The organism is Klebsiella sp. GG_Kp146 (assembly GCF_040061975.1).
Taxonomy (GTDB): Bacteria; Pseudomonadota; Gammaproteobacteria; order Enterobacterales; family Enterobacteriaceae; genus Klebsiella; species Klebsiella quasipneumoniae.
The window spans coordinates 133,517-154,427 of sequence record NZ_JBEAHA010000006.1 but is presented as its reverse complement, the minus strand read 5'-3'; the positions used below and the strand labels follow the sequence as shown (position 1 = coordinate 154,427).

Sequence of the window (20,911 nt, the reverse complement as noted above, 5' to 3'; positions counted from 1 at the left end):
GCAGTTGACTTTTAATCAATTGGTCGCAGGTTCGAATCCTGCACGACCCACCAATGTAAAAAGGCGCCCTAAAGGCGCCTTTTTGCTATGCGCGGAACTCAACGATTCGACAAAATTGTCGGGAACAATTTTGAACAACGCGGCGGCGTTGGCCCGCAGGGCGAGTCTCAGGATGAGACGAGTGTCTCTGCAGCAGGTTCGGGTCGAACGCAGTGAGACAACGGAGCCGCTTGCGGCGACGGCCCGAAGGGCGAGGTGAAGCCGAGTCATCCTGCACGACCCACCAATGTAAAAAGGCGCCCTAAAGGCGCCTTTTTGCTATGCGCGGAACGCACGCTCTGGCCACGAGCCTCCCCGTGGCGATAAACCGCTATCAACGCTGATACAGCGGATCTTCAACCCTGGCGGCGGTGAGATTCTCCCCTTCTTCTCGCACGATTTCCCATAAGGCCTGGGCGGCGGTCGACAGCGAGCGATTTTTCCGGCATGCCAGCATCAGCTGCCGCTCCATTATCGGAGTGAGTCGCTTCACCGCCAGATGGCTTCCCTGCGGTAACGGCAGCGCCAGCGCCGGCAGTACGCTGATGCCAATTCCCGACTCCACCATCGGAAACAGCGTTGCCGGATGGCCAATCTCCTGCACAATGTTCGCCCGGACAGCCAGCCTGCTGAGAGCCGCATCAATCAGCGGACGGCTGCCGGAGGCATAGTCCTGCAGGATCAGTCTCTCATCCTGTAGCGCCTGCCATGGCACTTCAGTCAGGCTGGCAAAAGGATGATCCTCCCGGCAGAGCAGCAAAAAAGGTTCCGCCAGGACCACTTCACATTGCAGGTCCGCCGCCGGGCCAGGATCAATCACAATGCCGAAATCCACTTCCCCCTGGCGAATACTCTCCAGCACCCACTGCTGAGGCCGGTCGTGCAGCACGAAATCGATATCAGGATAGCGACGATTGCTGTGAGCAATACACTGGGGAATAAGGTGGGCGGAAATCGTCTGACTGGCGGCAACCTTGACGGTGCCGCTCAGCTGCTGGCCTACCCGACCGGCATCGCGCAGCGTCACCGCCAGCTCATCGAGCAAACGCTCCAGCCTGCCTGCCAGCTGTTGACCCGCCTCGGTGAGGACCACCTCCCGGGTGGTACGGTCTAGGAGACGGACCCCGGTCTGATGCTCCAGCTCCTTGACGCTGTGGCTGACGGCCGACTGGCTTAAGCCAATCATCTCCCCCGCCCGGCTAAAGCTCCTGGCGCGGGCGACGGTAACAAATACTTTTAACTGACGCAGAGAGTAATTCATCTTTTTTATTCATGAATAGATGCAATAAATCAATTTTATTTCTCAAATCAAAAAAAGCACAATAACGCATCTCTTTTCAGGAGCGTTTATGAAACTTTTCCGCATTCTCGATCCGTTTACGGCAACCCTGGTCACCGTTGTCCTGTTGGCCTCATTCTTCCCGGCCCGGGGCGCTTTCGTCCCCTTCTTTGAACATCTGACCACCGCCGCCATCGCCCTGCTGTTCTTTATGCACGGCGCCAAACTCTCCCGGGAGGCAATTATCGCCGGCGGCAGCCACTGGCGTTTGCATCTGTGGGTGATGTGCAGCACCTTTATTCTCTTCCCGGTGCTGGGGGTTCTGTTTGCCTGGTGGGCGCCGGTGAAGGTCGATCCGATGCTCTACAGCGGCTTTATTTATTTGTGCATTCTGCCGGCCACCGTGCAATCCGCCATCGCCTTCACCTCGCTGGCCGGAGGCAACGTCGCGGCGGCGGTCTGCTCAGCCTCGGCCTCCAGCCTGCTGGGCATCTTTGTTTCACCGCTGCTGGTGGGTGCCCTGATGAACCTTCATGGCGCAGGCGGTAGCCTCGAGCAGGTCGGAAAGATCATGCTGCAGCTGCTGTTGCCTTTCGTGCTCGGCCATTTATCGCGGCCGTGGATCGGCAACTGGGTGGCGAAGCATAAGAAGTGGATTGGTAAGACCGACCAGACCTCGATTCTGCTGGTGGTTTACTCCGCCTTTAGCGAGGCGGTGGTGAACGGCATCTGGCATAAAGTGGGTCTGGGATCGCTGCTGTTTATCGTGGTGGTCAGCCTGGTGCTGCTGGCCATCGTCATCGCGGTCAATGTGTTCGTCGCCCGCCGCTGCGGCTTTAACAAAGCCGATGAAATTACCATCGTCTTCTGCGGTTCGAAAAAGAGCCTGGCCAACGGCATCCCGATGGCCAATATTCTCTTTCCGACCTCCATCCTCGGCATCATGGTGCTGCCGCTGATGATCTTCCATCAAATCCAGCTGATGGTCTGCGCGGTGCTGGCGCGGCGCTATAAACAGCAAACCGATGCGCGTCTCGCTCAGGAAAAGGCCAACGCCGCCAAAGCTTAACGCGCTTTCTTCAGGGGCTGGACCAGATCGCTCAGCCCCTCGCTTTTAATCAGAAGGGTCAGCGCCATCAGTTCGCCGAGATGGCCGGCAGGGAATTGATCCTTGCGCGCGAACCACAATAAATACTCCTCCGGGACATCGATTAAACGACGCCCCTTGTATTTACCGAACGGCATCTCAGTATTGGCGATCTCCACCAGCTGCGCTTTATCCACGTTATTCTCCCAGCAGACGCATCATTTCGGCTTCGTCAATCACCTCGATGCCGAGCTCCTGCGCTTTCGCCAGCTTAGAACCCGCCGCTTCGCCAGCAATCACCAGATCGGTCTTCTTCGATACGCTGCCCGCCACCTTCGCCCCCAGCGCCACCAAACGCGCTTTGGCGTCATCCCGCGACAGCTGACTGAGGCTGCCGGTCAGGACGACGGTTTTGCCTGCAAACGGGCTGTCAATCTCTTCCGCCTTCACCACCACCGGCGCCGGCCAGTGAACCCCTTCCGCCAGCAGCTGCGCGATGACATCGCGGTTGCTCTCTTCGGCAAAGAAGTTGAAGGTATGGGTGGCGACCACAATGCCGACATCAGGGACCTTCTGCAGCTCCTCAATGGAAGCCTGCTCCAGGGCCTCGAGGGTGCCGAAATGCGCCGCCAGGCCCGCCGCCGTCGCTTCTCCTACCTCGCGAATGCCTAAGGCGTAGAGGAAACGCGCAAAGGTTGTCTCTTTGGCTTTCTCGAGAGCGTTGACCACGTTTTGCGCGGACTTCGGCCCCATCCGATCCAGCCCGGTCAGTTTCCCTGCGGTCAGCCGGAACAGATCCGCCGGGGTATGGACGTACTCTTTCTCCACCAGCTGGTCGATGATCTTGTCGCCCATGCCGTCAACGTCCAGCGCGCGACGGGAGACAAAGTGCTTGAGCGACTCTTTACGCTGCGCGCCGCAGATAAGGCCGCCGGTACAGCGGGCTACCGCCTCGCCTTCCACTCGCTCAACGTCGGACTGACAGACCGGGCAGTGGGTCGGGAATTCAACATCCCGGGCATCTGCCGGGCGTTCGGAAAGCACCACGTTGACCACCTGAGGGATCACGTCGCCTGCCCGGCGAATCACCACCTTGTCGCCGATTTTCAAGCCTAAGCGTTCGATCTCATCGGCATTATGCAACGTGGCATTACTCACCAGCACGCCGGCGACATGGACCGGCTCCAGGCGCGCCACCGGCGTAATCGCCCCGGTGCGGCCCACCTGGAACTCCACGTCCCGGACGAAAGTCATCTGCTCCTGGGCGGGGAACTTAAAGGCCACGGCCCAGCGCGGCGCGCGGGCCACGAAACCTAACTGCTCCTGCAGCGCCAGCGAATCGACTTTGATCACCACGCCATCAATGTCAAAGCCCAGATGGGGACGATCTTCCTCGACTTTACGATAGTAAGTGAGCACTTCCTCGGGGGTATGACAAAGGGTGACGCGATCGCTCACCGGTAATCCCCATGCTTTAAACTGCTGTAAACGGGCCGAGTGGCTGGCCGGCAGCTCACCGCCCTCCAGCACCCCAACGCCGTAGCAGAAGAAAGTAAGCGGTCGCTTCGCGGTGATGCGCGGATCCAGCTGGCGCAACGAGCCCGCCGCCGCATTGCGCGGGTTAGCAAACACTTTTCCGCCGGTGCGTCGAGCTTCTTCATTGATTTTTTCGAACCCGGCCTGCGGGAGGAACACTTCCCCGCGCACTTCCAGGCGTGCGGGAATATTATCGCCATGCAGCCTGAGCGGGATGGTGCGGATGGTTCGCACGTTAGAGGTAATATCCTCGCCGGTGGTGCCGTCGCCGCGGGTCGCCGCCTGCACCAGCACGCCGTTTTCGTAGAGAATGCTCACCGCGAGGCCGTCGAGCTTCAGCTCGCAGCAGTAGATGAGAGGGTCAGTGCTTTTCAGGCGATCCTGCACCCGCTTGTTGAAGGCCAGAAAGCTCTCTTCGTCAAACACGTTGTCCAGCGACAGCATCGGCACTTCATGGCGGATCTGGCTGAAGGCGGTCAGCGGCGCCGCCCCCACGCGCTGAGTCGGTGAATCCGGGGTAATCAGCTCCGGATGCTGGCTCTCCAGCTCGCGCAGCTCGCGCATCAGCCGGTCATACTCCGCATCGGGCACTTCCGGTGCGTCCATAACGTGGTACAGGTATTCATGATGGCGAAGCGTGGTTCGCAGTTCAGTCAGTTGTTGTTCGATCGGTTCCATATCACACCATCAATGATAAAAAACCCCCGACAGGCGGGGGTTGAGAAGGAGTTGAGATAACGCGGAACGTCAGGCGTTCGCGTCTTTCACTTCGCGAATACGATCCTGGTATTCACGCAGTTTTTGCGGCGTCATCATGCGACGCTGATCGTCAAGCACCACGCCGCCCACTTCATCGGCGATATACTGCGCAGACTGCAGCATCAGCTTGAAGTTCTGCAGTTCATCACCGTAGGAAGGGACCTGCATAAAGATAGTCACCCCAGGGGTCATCATATCCGCCATGCTGTCCGGATTGAAGGTCCCCGGCTTCACCATGTTGGCCAGGCTGAACAGTACCGGGCCGCTGCCGTCCGGGCTCAGATGGCGGTGGAAAATATTCATTTCACCAAACTTGAACCCGGCCTGCTGGATGCTATTGATAAGCACCTCGCCGTTAAGCTGCGCGCCATGGTGCGCGGCAACGTTCATCACGATGACCGTCTCTTTACGCTCTTTCGGTTGGGGCGCTGCAGGCTGCTGCGGCTCTGTCGGCTGCGGTTCAGCAACCGCGGGCTGCGGCGCGGCAACAGGCTGGGGCGCAGGCTGCTGCGGAGCGGCCGGCTGCGGCTGGGCGACGGTCGGGGTCACCGGCTGCGGCGCGACAGGCTGTTGCACAGCAGGTTGCGGCTGGTGTTGCGGCTGCGCGGGTTGCGGCTGTTGCCAGCCAGGCTGTGGAGCCGCATGCGGCGCAGACGGTTGCCCCTGCGGTTGTGCCGGGGCCTGGCGCGGCGGCGCCTGACGAACCGGTTCCTCAGGACGCACAGGCTGCTGCATCTGGCGCTCGTAAGGCGGCTGGTACTGGTGCTGTGGCGCCTGACGAGGGGCTTCATGCTCCCCATGCGCGCCGTGCGGAGCGTGAGTCACCGGATGAACGCGGACTTCACCTACGCCTTCAACATTATCATCAAAGTCGTCATTTTCCGACTCATCGTCGCGCGACTTCATACGTTTCAGTGGGCGATCGCGAAACATCGAAGAACGTTCTTTACGGCTGGTCCAGAAACCATGTACCAGTAAAGCGATTATGGCGATCGCGCCAACAATGATTAATATCAGACGCAAATCCTGCATCATTATATTCTCTGTTGTTCTAACACCTTGCCACCACGGCAAACATTTACTCACTAAGAGTATTTGCCGATTACCTCAAGTGCAAGTGCGTCGGTCGCTTTCACCACATAAAGATGAACTAAATCGTGCTTTTTGCTGTTTTTTCGAACATTTCCTAACTGGTTATTGTCTGACGACCCGATAAAATAAGCGAGCATTCACACTGGATGTTCAAAAAGGAGCAATGCCTGGCTATGGTTTCATCATCCGCACCGACCCCGCGTAGCGGCGTATACTACTTTTCGCAGGGCTGGAAACTCATCAGGCTGCCGGGCATACGTCGTTATGTCTTCCTGCCTTTACTGGTTAACGTGCTGCTGATGGGCGGTGCTTTCTGGTGGCTGTTTACCCGTCTCGACAGCTGGATCCCTTCGCTGATGAGCCATGTGCCTGACTGGCTGCAATGGCTAAACTACCTGCTGTGGCCGGTGGTGGTGCTGTCGATCCTGCTGGTGTTTGGCTATTTCTTTTCTACTATTGCCAACTGGATTGCCGCCCCGTTCAGCGGCCTGCTGGCGGAACAGCTGGAAGCGCGTCTGACTGGCGCCACCCCGCCGGACGTCGGCGTCTTTGGCATCATGAAGGATATTCCGCGCATCATGAAGCGTGAGTGGCAGAAGCTGGCCTGGTACCTGCCCCGCGCCATCGTGCTGTTGCTGCTCTACTTTATACCCGGCGTTGGCCAGACGGTGGCCCCGGTACTCTGGTTCCTGTTCAGCGCATGGATGCTGGCGATTCAATACTGCGATTACCCCTTCGATAACCACAAGGTCCCCTTCAGGACCATGCGCGAAGCGCTGCGCAGCCGCAAGGTGATGAATATGCAGTTTGGCGCGCTCACCAGCCTGTTCACCATGATCCCGGTGTTAAACCTGGTGATCCTCCCGGTGGCTATCTGCGGCGCCACCGCCATGTGGGTCGATTGCTATCGCGACAGACACGCCAGCTGGAAGTAACAGCAGCACCTCCCCTGGAGCGGCGAGAGCCGCTCCTTATATCTCACTTATTCCTTCTTGATCATCATTATTTCCCTTCCGCATATAGATATGCTAAATCCTTACTTCCGCATATTCTTTAAGCGGGTATGCTGATGCCGTACCCCCAAATTTCATACAGTTAAGGACGGGCCATGAGTAAGATTTTTGAAGACAACTCCCTGACTATCGGTCATACGCCGCTGGTACGACTGAACCGCATTGGTAACGGCCGTCTCCTGGCAAAGGTAGAATCTCGTAACCCGAGCTTTAGCGTAAAATGCCGTATCGGCGCCAATATGATCTGGGATGCTGAAAAGCGCGGCGTGCTGAAACCGGGCGTGGAACTGGTCGAACCGACCAGCGGCAACACCGGTATCGCCCTCGCCTACGTGGCGGCGGCTCGCGGCTACAAGCTAACGCTAACCATGCCGGAAACCATGAGCATCGAGCGTCGTAAGCTTCTGAAAGCGCTGGGCGCCAACCTGGTGCTGACCGAAGGCGCCAAAGGCATGAAAGGCGCCATTCAGAAAGCGGAAGAGATTGTCGCCAGCAACCCGGAAAAATTCCTGTTGCTGCAGCAGTTCAGCAACCCGGCTAACCCGGAAATCCATGAAAAGACCACCGGCCCGGAAATCTGGGAAGACACCGACGGTCAGGTGGATGTCTTCATCTCCGGCGTAGGTACCGGCGGTACGCTGACCGGCGTCAGCCGCTACATTAAAAACACCAAGGGCAAAAAAGATCTATTCACCGTCGCGGTTGAACCGACCGATTCGCCGGTTATCTCCCAGGCGCTGGCGGGTGAAGAGCTCAAGCCGGGCCCGCACAAAATTCAGGGCATCGGCGCCGGCTTCATTCCTGGTAACCTGGATCTGAAGCTGGTGGACAAAGTGATCGGCATTACCAATGATGAAGCGATCTCCACGGCACGCCGCCTGATGGAAGAAGAAGGCATCCTCGCGGGTATCTCTTCCGGGGCCGCCGTTGCCGCGGCGCTGAAGCTGCAAGAAGATGAAGCCTTTACCAATAAGAATATTGTGGTTATCCTGCCTTCCTCGGGTGAGCGTTATTTAAGCACCGCGCTGTTTGCCGATCTCTTCACCGAGAAAGAACTGCAACAGTAGTGCCAGCTTGTAAATAATGTGTAAAAAAGCACCTTTTCAGGTGCTTTTTTGTGGCATACGTCAAAGTTTTACCCCTCCTGGCATTGATTCACCTCGTAGGGTCTGGTATTTAACCAGCACATTTATTTTGATGCGCGAAATTATTCAGAAGAGGATTTCCGCCAGCTGAATCGATTTTATGATTTGGTTCAAGTCTTCCTTTCGCGGCATAATGTTTAATGACGTGCTAGACGTCAATGGCCCGCAGGTCTTCGCAGCGCCAGGCGCTGCCGACGCCAAGGCCGGAAACGTAACGCCGGCGCTAACAATACAGGCTAAAGTCGAGTCGTTAGACTAGACTTTAGGTCCACAACACTAAACCTATAAGTTGGGGAAATATAATGTTCCAGCAAGAAGTTACCATTACCGCTCCGAACGGTCTGCACACCCGCCCTGCTGCTCAGTTTGTTAAAGAAGCTAAAGGCTTCACTTCTGAGATCACTGTAACCTCCAACGGCAAAAGCGCCAGCGCCAAAAGCCTGTTCAAACTGCAGACTCTGGGCCTGACCCAGGGCACCGTAGTAACCCTCTCCGCGGAAGGCGAAGATGAACAGAAAGCGGTTGAGCATCTGGTTAAACTGATGGCTGAACTCGAGTAAGTTCACGGGTTCTTTTTCATATCAGTCACAAGTAAGGTAGGGTTATGATTTCAGGCATTTTAGCATCCCCGGGTATCGCCTTCGGCAAAGCACTGCTGCTGAAGGAAGATGAAATTGTCATCGACCGGAAGAAAATTTCTGCCGATAAGGTTGATCAGGAAGTCGAACGTTTCCTGAGCGGCCGCGCCAAGGCCTCCGCCCAGCTGGAGGTCATCAAAACCAAAGCTGGTGAAACTTTCGGTGAAGAAAAAGAAGCCATCTTCGAAGGGCATATTATGCTGCTGGAAGATGAGGAGCTTGAGCAGGAAATCATAGCCCTGATTAAAGATAAGCATATGACTGCCGACGCGGCAGCCAATGAAGTTATCGACGGTCAGGCCACTGCCCTGGAAGAGCTGGACGATGAATACCTGAAAGAACGTGCGGCTGACGTACGTGATATCGGTAAGCGCCTGCTGCGCAACATCCTTGGTCTGGCCATCATCGATCTGAGCGCGATTCAGGATGAAGTCATCCTCGTCGCCGCCGATCTGACCCCGTCAGAAACCGCACAGCTGAACCTGAAAAAAGTGCTGGGTTTCATCACCGACGCGGGCGGCCGTACCTCCCACACCTCCATCATGGCGCGTTCTCTCGAACTGCCGGCCATCGTGGGCACCGGCAGCATCACGGCGCAGGTGAAAAACGGCGACTATCTTATTCTCGACGCGGTGAACAACCAGGTTCTGATCAACCCGTCCAACGAGCAAATTGAAGCGCTGCGTAATCTGCAGGCTCAGGTTGCGGAAGAAAAAGCCGAACTGGCGAAACTGAAAGATCTGCCGGCGATTACTCTCGACGGCCATCAGGTTGAAGTGTGCGCCAACATCGGTACCGTTCGCGACGTCGAAGGTGCTGAGCGCAACGGCGCCGAAGGCGTAGGCCTGTATCGTACTGAATTCCTGTTCATGGATCGCGACGCGCTGCCAACCGAAGAAGAGCAGTTTGCGGCTTATAAAGCGGTGGCTGAAGCCTGTGGCTCTCAGGCCGTTATCGTGCGTACCATGGACATCGGCGGCGACAAAGAGCTGCCGTACATGAACTTCCCGAAAGAAGAGAACCCGTTCCTCGGCTGGCGTGCTGTGCGTATCGCGATGGATCGTAAAGAGATCCTCCGCGATCAGGTTCGCGCCATCCTGCGTGCCTCCGCTTTCGGTAAGCTGCGCATTATGTTCCCGATGATCATCTCTGTTGAAGAAGTGCGTGCGCTGAAGAAAGAGATCGAAATCTACAAACAGGAACTGCGTGACGAAGGTAAAGCATTTGACGAATCCATTGAGATCGGCGTGATGGTGGAAACACCGGCTGCGGCGACTATTGCTCGTCATCTGGCCAAAGAAGTTGATTTCTTTAGTATCGGCACCAATGATTTAACGCAATATACTCTGGCAGTTGACCGTGGTAATGATATGATTTCACATCTTTACCAGCCGATGTCACCGTCTGTACTGAATCTGATTAAGCAAGTTATTGATGCTTCTCACGCTGAAGGTAAATGGACTGGCATGTGCGGTGAGCTTGCGGGCGATGAACGTGCTACACTTCTGTTGCTGGGTATGGGGCTGGACGAATTCTCTATGAGCGCCATTTCCATCCCGCGCATCAAGAAGATTATTCGTAACACGAACTTCGAAGATGCGAAAGTATTAGCAGAGCAGGCTCTTGCTCAACCGACAACGGACGAGTTAATGACGCTGGTTAACAAGTTCATTGAAGAAAAAACAATCTGCTAATCCACGAGATGCGCGGCCCAAATTACTGCTTAGGAGAAGATCATGGGTTTGTTTGATAAATTGAAATCTCTGGTTTCTGATGACAAGAAAGACACCGGAACTATTGAGATTGTTGCTCCCCTCTCCGGTGAGATCGTCAACATTGAAGACGTGCCGGATGTGGTTTTTGCGGAAAAAATTGTGGGCGATGGGATTGCCATCAAACCGACCGGCAACAAAATGGTCGCGCCGGTAGACGGTACCATTGGTAAAATTTTCGAAACCAACCATGCGTTCTCTATTGAATCTGATAGCGGCATCGAGCTGTTCGTTCACTTCGGTATTGATACCGTTGAACTGAAAGGCGAAGGCTTCAAGCGTATCGCTGAAGAAGGCCAGCGCGTGAAAGTCGGCGACCCGGTTATCGAATTCGATCTGCCGCTGCTGGAAGAGAAAGCCAAGTCGACCCTGACTCCGGTGGTTATCTCCAACATGGACGAGATCAAAGAGCTGATCAAACTGTCCGGTAGCGTGACCGTGGGTGAAACCCCGGTAATCCGCATCAAGAAGTAATATCTGCTGCATAAAAATGGCGCCGAAAGGCGCCATTTTTTTATATCGCATGGGTCACCGGCTGATAGCATTTTTCGCGGGATAAGATACGCAATCCTTCCGGAGTGCTCTCCAGAATTCGCCGCTCGCTGTCAGAGACCAGCAGTTCACACTGATATCCACCGGCCAGGCCGAACAGCGACCGCGCCACGCAGGCATCCTCCAGCGCCGCCTCCCCTGAAGTATCAAAATGACCAACAATGCGTCCCTGCTGACGGATCACTAACCGATAGCTTTTCATCTCTGTTTCTCCAGCGGCGGCAGGATCAGTTCGTCACATCCCTGCGCGGCAGTCCAGTTCATCACCTCCAGCACGCGCTGGGCGGCTGCCTCCGTCGCAGCACCCAGCGCCAGGCCGGAAAGCAACCCGCTCACCAGCTCGGCGCAGAACAGATCGCCGGTACCCTTTAAATCCGTCTCCACCCGCGGGTGAACCACCACCTCCACCGCATCGGCCGTCACCACCAGCACATTGATCGTCGAATCAGCTTCTCCCGGCGCGCTGGTGATCACCACCCATTTGAGGCTGTCCGACAGCAGGCTACGCGCCGCGGCGACCGCCTCCGGCTGATTGCGACAGCGCCGGCCGCTCAGCGTCTCCAGCTCAAACAGATTAGGGGTGATCCCTTGCGCCAGCGGCAGCAGGTGCTGACGATAGGCGTCCGGGATCTCGGCCTTGACGTAGATGCCGCTGTCGACATCGCCAATCACCGGATCCACCAGAATACAGAGATCGGGATGGCGGTCGCGGACCCGCGTCAGCCACTGCGCCAGACGTTCAATTTGCACGGCGTTGCCCATATAACCGGTCGTCACCGCACGCAGTTCGCGCAACGCGTCGCGCTCCTCCAGCGCCTGCAGGTACCCGACAAACCACTCCTCCGGGATAATGCCGCCATAGAACGTCTCATAATGGGGCGTATTGCTGAACAGCACCGTCGGCACCGCCAGCACGCGCAGACCGTGCTGTTTAATCGCCGGTACCGCGATGCTGTTGCCGACGCTGCCGTAGACTACCTGCGACTGCACGGCGACGATATCGACTTCCGAAGCCCGGCTTTTGTCGTGAAAGAGCACTGATTGTATGTCATCTTGCTGGCCCATCTTTTCTCCCCCCGCTGGACAGCGGGTCACGCTCTGATTATGATTCGTCCTATGCTAAATTTCATTTTGTCATAGGTCAATAATGTTTGCCGGAAAAACCGCCAGCGATATCTTCGATCATATCCGCCATTTGGTGCAGAGCGGTGGCTTGCAGCCCGGAGAGGTTCTGCCGCCGGTCCGCGAGCTCGCCAGCCAGCTTGCGGTGAATCGCAATACCGTCGCCGCCGCCTATAAACGGCTGGTCACCTCCGGGCTGGCCGTCAGCCAGGGACGGAACGGCACAGCTATCAAAGCACGGGATCCGCTGCCGGCGCTGGAAGGCGGTGACCCCACGACGCCGCTGAACGATCTTTCCAGCGGCAATCCGGACCCCGCCAGGCTGCCTGATTTACCACGCTATCTGGGCCATATTGCCCGCACGCCCCGCCTGTATGGCGATGCCCCCATCGAGCCGCGGCTAGGAGAATGGGCTGAGGCATGGTTTGCCAGGGAGATAACCGTTCCCTTTGCCCTGAATCTCGCCAGCGGGGCGATTGACGCGCTGGAGCGCCTGCTGTGCGCCTTGCTGCTCCCCGGCGACGGCGTGGTGGTTGAAGATCCCTGTTTTCTCAGCAGCATCAATATGGTGCGTTACGCTGGCTTTACCCCTTGCCCGGTGGCGGTGGATGCCGAGGGGATGGATCCAGACGGGCTGGAGGAGGCGTTACGCAACGGCGCGCGGGCGGTGATCTTGACCCCGCGCGCGCACAATCCTACCGGCTGTAGCCTGACGGAAACCCGGGCGCATGCCCTGCGGGAGGTGCTGGCCCGCTATCCGCAGGTGCTGGCGATCGTCGATGACCATTTTGCCCTGCTGTCGGCCACGCCCTGGTTTTCTCCTCTGCCAGCGAGCACCCAACGCTGGGCGGTGGTGCGTTCGATGTCAAAAACCCTCGGGCCAGACCTGCGGCTGGCTTTTATCGCCAGCGATGTCGACACCTCCTCCGCGCTGCGTCTGCGGCTTAACGCCGGCAGCCAGTGGGTCAGCCATCTGCTGCAGGATCTGACGCTGGCCTGTCTCACCGATAAGGCGTTTATCGCCTCGATGACGGAGACCCGCCGTCACTATCGGCAACAGAATGAGAAACTGGCGGCAGCGCTGGCCCGGCACGGCGACAGTCATGCTGCGCCTGGCGATGGCCTCAATTTCTGGCTGCCGCTGCCAACGGCGAGCCAACCCTACGCCTTACGCCTGGCCCGGGCCGGCTGGCTGGTCCGCGAGGGGGAGGTGTTTGGCATCCGTACGCCCTCCCACGGGCTACGCCTGTCGCTGGGCCGCCTGAGCGACGCTGAGATTGCCCGCCTGGCGGCCGATATAGCCCAGGTGTTAGACGCCCCCTGACGCAGGCAGTGCGCCGAACGCATCGGGGAGGGATGGCAGCTGTCGACAAGTTACTGAAAAATTAAACGAAAACAGGCGTAGTCTTACCTGCATGACCGGAACGTCGAGACGGATACAACGCTCTCGGTGGCTGATAAATCGCTCACAATAAGGAGCACCAGAGATGCATCACATTGACCTGACGCTAAAAACAGTCATTGAGGCCTGCGACCGCGCTATCTCGCAGGAAGATTACGATACCCTGATGGGCTATTACGCGGAAGACGCCGCGCTGGTCGTCAAACCGGGCATGGTGGTCAGAGGGAAAGAGAATATCCGCAAAGCGTTTATCGCCATTGCCGACTATTTCCAGCACCGGCTGATCGTGACTCAGGGGAAAATGGAGATCATCGAGGGCGGCGGCAATGCGCTGGTGATTCTGGAGACCCGGCTGGATATCCCGACGGCACAGGGGATAACACAGGTTACGCGACGCGCAACCTATGTCTTTCAGAAGCAGGGCGAGCGCTGGCTGTGCACCGTCGATAACTCCTACGGCACCGACCTGCTCGATGATTAAATACCCGCCCCCTGGCTAAAGTGTTCCTCGCCGAACACGCCGGTGGAGAGGTAGCGATCGCCGCGATCGCAGACGATCGCCACCACCACCGCGCCTGGGTTTTCGCGAGCGATACGTAACGCCCCGGCTACCGCGCCGCCAGAGCTGACGCCGCAGAAAATGCCTTCCTGTACCGCCAGCTGACGCATGGTGTTCTCGGCATCCTGCTGATGAATATCCAGCACCGCATCCACCAGCGAAGCGTTAAAGATCCCCGGCATATACTCTGCCGGCCAGCGGCGTATCCCGGGAATACTGCTGCCCTCCTCCGGCTGCAGGCCGACAATGGTCACCGGTTTACTCTGTTCGCGCAGAAAACGTGACACGCCGGTAATGGTGCCGGTGGTCCCCATACTGGAGACAAAGTGGGTGATACGCCCCGCGCTCTGCTGCCAGATTTCCGGCCCGGTGGTAGTGTAGTGGGCGTAGGGGTTGTCCGGGTTGTTGAACTGATCGAGCAGTTTGCCCTCCCCGCGCTGAGCCATCTCCAGGGCCAGGTCGCGGGCCCCCTCCATCCCCTGCTCTTTGGTGACCAGGATCAGCTCGGCGCCATAGGCGCGCATCGCGGCCCGGCGCTCCTGGCTCATGTTGTCGGGCATCAGCAGCTTCATCCGGTAGCCTTTCAGCGCGGCGATCATCGCCAGCGCGATACCGGTGTTGCCGCTGGTCGCTTCAATTAGCACGTCGCCGGGCTGAATTTCGCCCCGCTTTTCCGCTTCAACGATCATCGACAGCGCAGCGCGATCTTTCACCGAACCGGCTGGATTATTGCCTTCAAGTTTGACCCAGATTTCGCTGCCATTGTCCGGCCCCAGACGCTGAAGCCTGACCAGAGGGGTATTGCCGATGGTGTGTTCGAGTGTATTCACGATTTTTACTCAATAAAAAAGCCGGGCGGCGCTTCGCTTACCCGGCCTACCAGACGCGTGATAATTCCAGACCGGGTAAGCACAGCGTCACCCGGCAAAAGCACATGGATTTAAGCTATCAGGCCGACTGCGCCAGAGCAAGCTCGCCGCGCGGCTCGATACGCTCGGTACCGTTGTACAGGCGCGCGTTTTGCAGCCCGACGAACAGCCGTTCGCCGCGGGACGGCGCCTCATCGCCCGTTAACACCACGCTCAGCGGTTCGTCATACCACCCCAGAGGCTGGACGACTAATTGGGTGTAGTGACCTTTCGGGCTGGCCTCCAGGACCTGCACCGGCAGCGGCGAATCCAGGCTGGTTCGGCGGCTGATGTCCACTTCCCACGGACGCAGGAACAGATCCACCGGCCCCTGGTAAGCCGGGGTATAGCCTAACGGCCAGCGGTGAGCGCCAACGTGGAACTGTCCGCCGCGGATAACCCCCTGCAGGCGATTCACTTCCCCCATGAACTCCAGCACGAAGCGGGTCGACGGCTCACGCCACACGCGTTCAGGCGCATCGGCCTGTTCGATGTTGCCCTGGCTCATCACCACCACCCGGTCGGCAACTTCCATCGCCTCTTCCTGATCGTGGGTGACGAACACGCTGGTAAATTTCAGCTCTTCATGCAGCTGACGCAGCCAGCGGCGCAGCTCTTTACGCACCTGCGCATCCAGCGCGCCGAAAGGTTCATCCAGCAGCAGAATTTGCGGCTCTACCGCCAGGGCGCGCGCCAGCGCCACGCGCTGTTTCTGACCACCGGACAGCTGCGCCGGATAGCGATCCGCCAGGTGGGCCAGTTGCACCATCTCCAGCAGTTTGGTCACTTTGGCTTTAATCGCCGCGGCGTTGGGTCGTTCGCGGCGCGGCAGCACGGTCAGGCCAAAGGCGATGTTATCGAACACCGTCATATGGCGGAACAGCGCATAGTGCTGGAAGACGAAGCCCACTTTACGGTCGCGGGCGTGCATCCGGCTGACGTCGGTACCGTGGAAGCGGATATGACCGCTGGTCTGATGTTCCAGCCCGGCGATAATCCGCAGCAGGGTCGTTTTCCCGGAGCCGGAAGGCCCCAGCAGCGCAACCATTTGTCCGGAAGGGATATCCAGCGAGATATCATTCAGCACTTGGGTGCGACCAAACGATTTCTTAATATTGGCAATCTCAATGCTCATGATTTCCCTCCTGTTGCGCGCGTTTTTCCTGATTGGCCAGACGCCATTGCAACATACTCTTTAAAAACAGGGTCAGAATAGCCATTAACGTCAGCAGGGCCGCGGCGGTAAACGAGCCGACGGTGTTGTAATCCTGCTCCAGTAATTCAATTTGCAGCGGCAGCGACAGCGTTTCTCCGCGGATCGAACCGGAGACCACCGACACCGCGCCGAATTCGCCGATGGCGCGGGCGTTGGTCAACACCACGCCGTACAGCAGCGCCCAGCGAATATTGGGCAGCGTCACCCGGCGGAACATCTGCCAGCCGGAAGCGCCCAGCAAGACCGCCGCCTCATCTTCATGACTGCCCTGACTCATCATCACCGGCACCAGCTCACGCACCACAAACGGACAGGTGACAAAGATCGTCGCCAGCACCATGCCGGGCCAGGCGAACATGATTTGCAGGTTATGCGCATCAAGCCAGCCGCCCAGCGGACCGTTAGAGCCGTAGAACAGCAGATAAACCAGACCGGCTACCACCGGCGAGACAGCGAACGGGATATCCAGCATCGTCAATAGCAGCTGGCGTCCCGGGAACGTAAAACGCGTGACCAGCCAGGCCAGCAAGGTCCCGAACACCAGGTTCACCGGCACGGTAATCAAGGCGATCATCACTGTCAGCCAGATGGCGTGGAGCATGTCCGGATTGGCCAGGTTTTCCAGCACCGGCATTAACCCTTTGCTGAAGGCCTGGATAAAGATGTAAAGCATCGGCACCACGAGGATGAAGGCGGAGACCAGCATCCCGACGCCAATCAGAAACCATTTTCCCCAGTTGATGCGGGGCGCGTCGTAGCGTTTCAATTGAGTAACTTCCGCCATTAGTGACCTACCACGCGTCGACCAAAGCGACTCTGCAGGGTATTGATGGAAAACAGCAGCAGCAGTGAGGCGGCCAGGATCACCGAGGCGATGGCGCTCGCCGCCGGATAGTCAAACTCCTGCAGTCGAATAAAGATCATCAGCGACGTCACTTCCGTCTTCCACGCGATGTTGCCGGCGATAAAAATCACCGCGCCAAATTCGCCGAGGCTGCGGGTAAACGACAGGGCAATGCCCGCCAGCAGGGCTGGCGACAGCTCCGGCAGCACCACCTTGCGGAAGCTCTGCCAGCGCGTAGCGCCCAGCGTTTCCGCTGCTTCTTCATATTCCGGACCCAGCTCTTCCAGCACCGGCTGCACGGTACGTACCACGAAGGGGATGCTGGTGAACGCCATCGCCACGGCGATACCGAGCCAGGTATAGGTCACTTTAATATCGAACTTCGCCAGCCATTCCCCGTAAATGCCGTTAACCGAAAACAGCGAAGCCAGGGTCAGGCCGGCCACCGCCGTCGGCAGCGCAAACGGCAGATCCATTAAGGCATCCAGCAGCGTGCGGCCCGGAAAACGATAGCGGGTAAGGATCCACGCCATCAGCAGGCCGAAGACGCCGTTAAAAATCGAGGCCACGAACGCCGACAGCAGCGTCACCTTATAGGCCGCCACCACCTGCGGGTTGGTGATCACATCCCAGTACTGCGCCCAGCTCATCTGCGCCAGCTGCATCACCAGCGCGCTGAGCGGTAATAACAGAATCAGACAGACAAACAGCAGGCTGGTGCCGAGGCTCAGGGTAAAGCCCGGCAGCACGCGCTTGGACGACACAGCAAACATTACTTACGCCCCGCCGCCAGCAGTTTGTCCAGTTCGCCGCCGCTGGCGAAGTGGGTTTTCATCACCTCAGGCCAGGAGCCAAACTTGTCCTCCACGCGGAACAGTTCGGTCTGCGGGAATTTATCCTTCAGCGAATCCATCACTTTCGGGTTGTTTACCCGATAGTAGTAGTCGGTAATGATGGTCTGCGCCTGCGGACTGTAGAGCCAGTTCAGGTAGGCCTTCGCCGCCTTTTCCGTGCCGTTGGCTTTGACGTTTTTATCCACCCAGGCCACCGGGAACTCCGCCAGAATGTTGGTTTTCGGGATCACCACTTCAAATCCCTGCGCCTCATACTGCTTGCGAATATTGTTCACTTCCGACTCGAAGCTGATCAGCACATCGCCCAGGCCGCGCTCGGCGAAGGTGGTAGTCGCCCCGCGTCCGCCGGTGTCGAAGACTTCGACGTTCTTCAGGAACTGGGTCATAAACTGTTCGGTTTTGGCTTTATCGCCGCCGTCGGCTTTATCCGCCGCGCCCCAGGCCGCCAGGTAGGTATACCGCGCGTTGCCCGAGGTTTTCGGGTTCGGGAAGATCAGCTTAACGTCGGAGCGGACCAGGTCGCTCCAGTCATGAATGTTTTTCGGGTTGCCTTTGCGCACCAGGAAGCCCATCGTCGAATAGAACGGCGAGCTGTTGTTCGGCAGGCGGCTTTGCCAGTCGGCCGGGATCAGGTTGCCTTTGTCATGCAGGATCTGCACGTCCGTCACCTGGTTGTAGGTCACCACGTCCGCCTTCAGGCCCTGCAGGATCGCCAGCGCCTGCTTGGACGAGCCAGCGTGCGACTGCTTGATGGTCAGCTTGTCCCCGCCATTGTCCTTCGCCCACTGCTGCTCAAAAGGCGGGTTAAGGGCGGCAAACAGCTCGCGGGAGACATCATAGGAGCTGTTCAGCAGCTCCGTCGCCTGCGCCTGCGCCACCAGCAGCATGGAAGCCGCCAGCGCCAGATATCCTTTTTTCAGTGATTTAACGGCCATTGCGCACCCTTATCAAAAATGATCATTTACTGATGATCATCATATTTATAACGGGTACGAAAGGAGTAACGGTTTTATATACCGTTTGGCGATTTGGAAGTCGAAAAGGGAATAAGCGCCTGGCAAAGCTTAGCTGAAAGCGGCTGGCAAATAAGGTAATGAAATCGGACGAGGAGCGAACAGCGTGGCACACTTTGTTAATGGAAAACAGCACAAATGACGCCCGGCAGTTGCGCCGCCACCTGACGCCGCAGGAGCGCCGCCTGTGGCACCAGCTGCGCGATCGCCGTTTTGCCAGCTACAAGTTTCACCGCCAGCATCCCGCTGGACCCTATATTCAAGATTTCGCCTGGTGATTGAGCTCGACGGCGGCCAGCATGACAGCCGGACTGAATACGATGCCCGGCGCACAACATGGCTTAAGCAGCAGGGCTGGACCGTTTTACGCTTCTGGAATATCGAGTATGACCGGAACGAAACCGGCGTGCTGCAGGTGATCCTGCGCACGCACGAGGAACTCTCCCCCTCACCCCGGCCCTCTCCCTCAGGGAGAGGGTTAGGGTGAGGGGAAAGCATTACAGCGCCTGAATACGCTCCAGGGACGGCGCGAAGTAATAGCCGCCGGTCACCGGTTTGGTGAAGCGCAGCATCGCGTCGCGTTTGCCGTCGGTATCGCCGAACATGCTCAGCAGCTGCTGCTCGATGTTGTACAGACGCGCGCAGTAGGCGCAAAAATAGAGGCCATGGGTACCGCTGGCGGTGCCATACGGCAGGCTCTGGCGGACGATTTTCAGCCCTTTGCCATCTTCTTTTAAGTCAACGCGGCTCAGGTGAGACGTGACCGGACGTGCGTCGCCATCGATCTCTTCGTTGGCTTCTTTGGTGCGGCCAATCATCATCTCCTGATCCGGCACGCTCATGCGGTTCAGCTGTTTGAGATTATGCTCCCAGCGCTGGACGAATACGTAGCTGCCGCCCGCATCCACGCCGTCTTTGATCACCGCCACTTCACGACGGGTTTCTTCCCCCGCCGGGTTTTCGGTGCCGTCGACGAAACCGCTGAGGTCACGCTCTTCCACCCAGCGGAAGCCGTGGATCTCTTCTTTCACCTCGATAGCGTCGCCAAAGGCGGCCAGCGCGGCCTGCGCCACCGAGAAGTTCACTTCATGGCGGGCGGATAAAATATGAATCAGCAGGTCATACTGGGTGGATGGCGCCAGCCCTTTGCCGTAGACCGGAAAATCTTTTAACTCCTCCGCCCCTTCGCCGCCGCTCAGCTGACGCCAGACGTTATTGCCGAACGCCACCACCGCACCGAGTTTAGCGTCGGGGAATTTAGCCTGGAAGGTGGCCACGTTATCGACAAAATTTTTGCTCGCTTCGCGCAGGGCGTTAACGTCCCCTTTGATATTGGCTTCAATCCAAATCGCCGCGCGGCAATGTTCCGGCAAAATGCCGCTCTGAACCTGAGACATCGCTCCTCCTGAAATGATGCAACTACAACGCTGTCGCGTTGCTAACGCGCCATTGTAACCGTTTTTCAGGGCCGTCGTGTCTCTTCAGATCAATTTAGCGACGCCAGATAATTTTGCTGACCTTCCAGTTTTTCAGCGTATCGTCGGAGGGCATCAGCTCGTCCGGGCCGCTCCAGTGACCGGTGAAGGCGTAACTGATATGCTGGCTCCCCTCGGCCTGACACTCGACGACCGCGCCATTGTCATTGCTGCCTTTCTGGCAGTTGCCGAAGGCTTTGCTGTACAGGTCGCTGAACGGTGTGCCGATTTTCACGCCGCTGGCGGTTTTGATTTCGGCATCGCGGACGTCAATCCGGCTGATGGCGCCGTTGTCGCCATTGATGGTCAGCGCCACGCTGTTGTCTTTCAGCGCTTCAAAGTAGTGGACGATATTCCCCTTATCGGTCTTCATTCCGCTGCGCAAACGGTAGTCGCTCCCCAGCGCATCGCTAATGGCCTGTTCGTTGAGCGGCGTGGACGCCGTCAGTTTCCCCACCCCCTGCTCGGTCACCTCGGTGGAAGAACCAAACCAGTTCCACGGATAGGCCGCCGACCAGTTGACCGCGCTCATCGTTGAGCAGCCGGTCAGCGCCAGCGGAAGCGCGCAGAGCATTACACGTAGCGATTTCATATCACAATCCTTTC

21 protein-coding genes, 1 other RNA gene and 1 pseudogene are annotated in these 20,911 nt (G+C 57.9%); 10 read left to right on the top strand and 13 right to left on the bottom strand.

Annotated elements, in window-relative coordinates; translation table 11 throughout:
- The first annotated feature begins 148 nt into the window (after positions 1 to 148).
- Positions 149 to 286: non-coding RNA, RtT sRNA (locus ABLU95_RS08785), on the top strand.
- A gap of 87 nt (positions 287 to 373) precedes the next feature.
- On the opposite strand, the gene ABLU95_RS08780 is transcribed toward ABLU95_RS08785, so the two are convergent.
- Positions 374 to 1,300: a LysR family transcriptional regulator gene (locus tag ABLU95_RS08780; RefSeq protein WP_032453682.1), complete on the bottom strand. Its 927-nt coding sequence runs from the start codon at positions 1,298 to 1,300 to the stop codon at positions 374 to 376.
- Positions 1,301 to 1,388: 88 nt separating this feature from the next.
- Between ABLU95_RS08780 and ABLU95_RS08775 the strand changes: the two genes are divergently transcribed.
- Complete coding sequence (locus ABLU95_RS08775) at positions 1,389 to 2,387, top strand: bile acid:sodium symporter family protein (RefSeq protein WP_023290588.1); 999 nt, start codon at positions 1,389 to 1,391, stop codon at positions 2,385 to 2,387.
- Here the strand turns inward: ABLU95_RS08775 and ABLU95_RS08770 are convergent.
- The 3 genes from ABLU95_RS08770 to zipA form a co-directional block, all read right to left on the bottom strand.
- Positions 2,384 to 2,602, bottom strand: coding sequence for a DUF3820 family protein (locus tag ABLU95_RS08770; protein WP_004202007.1), 219 nt, complete (start codon positions 2,600 to 2,602; stop codon positions 2,384 to 2,386). The genes ABLU95_RS08775 and ABLU95_RS08770 overlap by 4 nt on opposite strands.
- A gap of 1 nt (position 2,603) precedes the next feature.
- Entirely contained in the window at positions 2,604 to 4,619 is a 2,016-nt protein-coding gene (gene ligA, locus ABLU95_RS08765; protein ID WP_032453683.1) for an NAD-dependent DNA ligase LigA, read from the bottom strand.
- Positions 4,620 to 4,688: 69 nt separating this feature from the next.
- Positions 4,689 to 5,735 carry a cell division protein ZipA gene (zipA, locus tag ABLU95_RS08760; protein ID WP_023290590.1) on the bottom strand — a complete coding sequence of 349 codons (1,047 nt, stop codon included), beginning with the start codon at positions 5,733 to 5,735 and terminating at the stop codon, positions 4,689 to 4,691.
- A 230-nt stretch (positions 5,736 to 5,965) separates the two neighbouring features.
- Between zipA and cysZ the strand changes: the two genes are divergently transcribed.
- The 5 genes from cysZ (at position 5,966) to crr (ending at position 10,834) form a co-directional block, all read left to right on the top strand.
- Entirely contained in the window at positions 5,966 to 6,727 is a 762-nt protein-coding gene (cysZ, locus tag ABLU95_RS08755) for a sulfate transporter CysZ (protein ID WP_023290591.1), read from the top strand.
- Between the two features lie 173 nt (positions 6,728 to 6,900).
- A complete protein-coding gene (gene cysK, locus ABLU95_RS08750) occupies positions 6,901 to 7,872 on the top strand; it encodes a cysteine synthase A (RefSeq protein ID WP_348879254.1) in 972 nt (323 codons plus the stop codon).
- Between the two features lie 380 nt (positions 7,873 to 8,252).
- Positions 8,253 to 8,510: a phosphocarrier protein Hpr gene (ptsH, locus tag ABLU95_RS08745; RefSeq protein ID WP_002913505.1), complete on the top strand. Its 258-nt coding sequence runs from the start codon at positions 8,253 to 8,255 to the stop codon at positions 8,508 to 8,510.
- A gap of 44 nt (positions 8,511 to 8,554) precedes the next feature.
- Positions 8,555 to 10,282 carry a phosphoenolpyruvate-protein phosphotransferase PtsI gene (ptsI, locus tag ABLU95_RS08740; RefSeq protein ID WP_004201998.1) on the top strand — a complete coding sequence of 576 codons (1,728 nt, stop codon included), beginning with the start codon at positions 8,555 to 8,557 and terminating at the stop codon, positions 10,280 to 10,282.
- Positions 10,283 to 10,324: 42 nt separating this feature from the next.
- A complete protein-coding gene (gene crr, locus ABLU95_RS08735; protein ID WP_000522253.1) occupies positions 10,325 to 10,834 on the top strand; it encodes a PTS glucose transporter subunit IIA in 510 nt (169 codons plus the stop codon).
- Between the two features lie 40 nt (positions 10,835 to 10,874).
- Here crr and ABLU95_RS08730 read toward each other — a convergent pair whose 3' ends face one another.
- Both ABLU95_RS08730 and pdxK read right to left on the bottom strand, forming a co-directional pair.
- Positions 10,875 to 11,114, bottom strand: coding sequence for a hypothetical protein (locus tag ABLU95_RS08730; protein WP_044524307.1), 240 nt, complete (start codon positions 11,112 to 11,114; stop codon positions 10,875 to 10,877).
- The gene (pdxK, locus tag ABLU95_RS08725) at positions 11,111 to 11,977 is read right to left on the bottom strand and encodes a pyridoxine/pyridoxal/pyridoxamine kinase (protein ID WP_080820347.1); all 867 of its coding nucleotides are present in this window, start codon (positions 11,975 to 11,977) and stop codon (positions 11,111 to 11,113) included. The genes ABLU95_RS08730 and pdxK overlap by 4 nt, the downstream gene beginning before the upstream one ends.
- 82 nt (positions 11,978 to 12,059) lie before the next feature.
- On the opposite strand from pdxK, the gene ptsJ reads away from it, so the two are divergent.
- Both ptsJ and ABLU95_RS08715 read left to right on the top strand, forming a co-directional pair.
- Positions 12,060 to 13,358 carry a transcriptional regulator PtsJ gene (gene ptsJ, locus ABLU95_RS08720; protein WP_348879252.1) on the top strand — a complete coding sequence of 433 codons (1,299 nt, stop codon included), beginning with the start codon at positions 12,060 to 12,062 and terminating at the stop codon, positions 13,356 to 13,358.
- 163 nt (positions 13,359 to 13,521) lie between these two features.
- Positions 13,522 to 13,917: a nuclear transport factor 2 family protein gene (locus ABLU95_RS08715; RefSeq protein ID WP_348879251.1), complete on the top strand. Its 396-nt coding sequence runs from the start codon at positions 13,522 to 13,524 to the stop codon at positions 13,915 to 13,917.
- Here ABLU95_RS08715 and cysM read toward each other — a convergent pair.
- The 5 genes from cysM to cysP form a co-directional block, all read right to left on the bottom strand.
- On the bottom strand, positions 13,914 to 14,825 hold the full coding sequence (gene cysM / locus ABLU95_RS08710) for a cysteine synthase CysM (protein WP_032453688.1): 912 nt from the start codon (positions 14,823 to 14,825) through the stop codon (positions 13,914 to 13,916). The two genes, ABLU95_RS08715 and cysM, sit on opposite strands and share 4 nt — an antisense overlap.
- Positions 14,826 to 14,943: 118 nt before the next feature.
- The gene (gene cysA, locus ABLU95_RS08705; RefSeq protein ID WP_004201991.1) at positions 14,944 to 16,038 is read right to left on the bottom strand and encodes a sulfate/thiosulfate ABC transporter ATP-binding protein CysA; all 1,095 of its coding nucleotides are present in this window, start codon (positions 16,036 to 16,038) and stop codon (positions 14,944 to 14,946) included.
- Positions 16,028 to 16,903: a sulfate/thiosulfate ABC transporter permease CysW gene (gene cysW / locus ABLU95_RS08700; RefSeq protein ID WP_004201990.1), complete on the bottom strand. Its 876-nt coding sequence runs from the start codon at positions 16,901 to 16,903 to the stop codon at positions 16,028 to 16,030. Before cysW ends, cysA begins: the two co-directional genes overlap by 11 nt.
- Entirely contained in the window at positions 16,903 to 17,736 is an 834-nt protein-coding gene (gene cysT / locus ABLU95_RS08695; protein WP_002913626.1) for a sulfate/thiosulfate ABC transporter permease CysT, read from the bottom strand. The genes cysW and cysT overlap by 1 nt, the downstream gene beginning before the upstream one ends.
- Positions 17,736 to 18,752 carry a thiosulfate/sulfate ABC transporter substrate-binding protein CysP gene (gene cysP, locus ABLU95_RS08690; protein ID WP_023290598.1) on the bottom strand — a complete coding sequence of 339 codons (1,017 nt, stop codon included), beginning with the start codon at positions 18,750 to 18,752 and terminating at the stop codon, positions 17,736 to 17,738. The genes cysT and cysP overlap by 1 nt, the downstream gene beginning before the upstream one ends.
- Positions 18,753 to 18,910: 158 nt before the next feature.
- Here cysP and ABLU95_RS08685 point away from each other — a divergent pair.
- Positions 18,911 to 19,249, top strand: a pseudogene (locus ABLU95_RS08685) (DUF559 domain-containing protein).
- A gap of 78 nt (positions 19,250 to 19,327) precedes the next feature.
- Here the strand turns inward: ABLU95_RS08685 and ABLU95_RS08680 are convergent.
- A complete protein-coding gene (locus tag ABLU95_RS08680; protein ID WP_348879250.1) occupies positions 19,328 to 20,227 on the bottom strand; it encodes a Dyp-type peroxidase in 900 nt (299 codons plus the stop codon).
- Between the two features lie 94 nt (positions 20,228 to 20,321).
- On the bottom strand, positions 20,322 to 20,897 hold the full coding sequence (locus tag ABLU95_RS08675; RefSeq protein ID WP_023290601.1) for an RpoE-regulated lipoprotein: 576 nt from the start codon (positions 20,895 to 20,897) through the stop codon (positions 20,322 to 20,324).
- Positions 20,898 to 20,911: the final 14 nt, after the last annotated feature.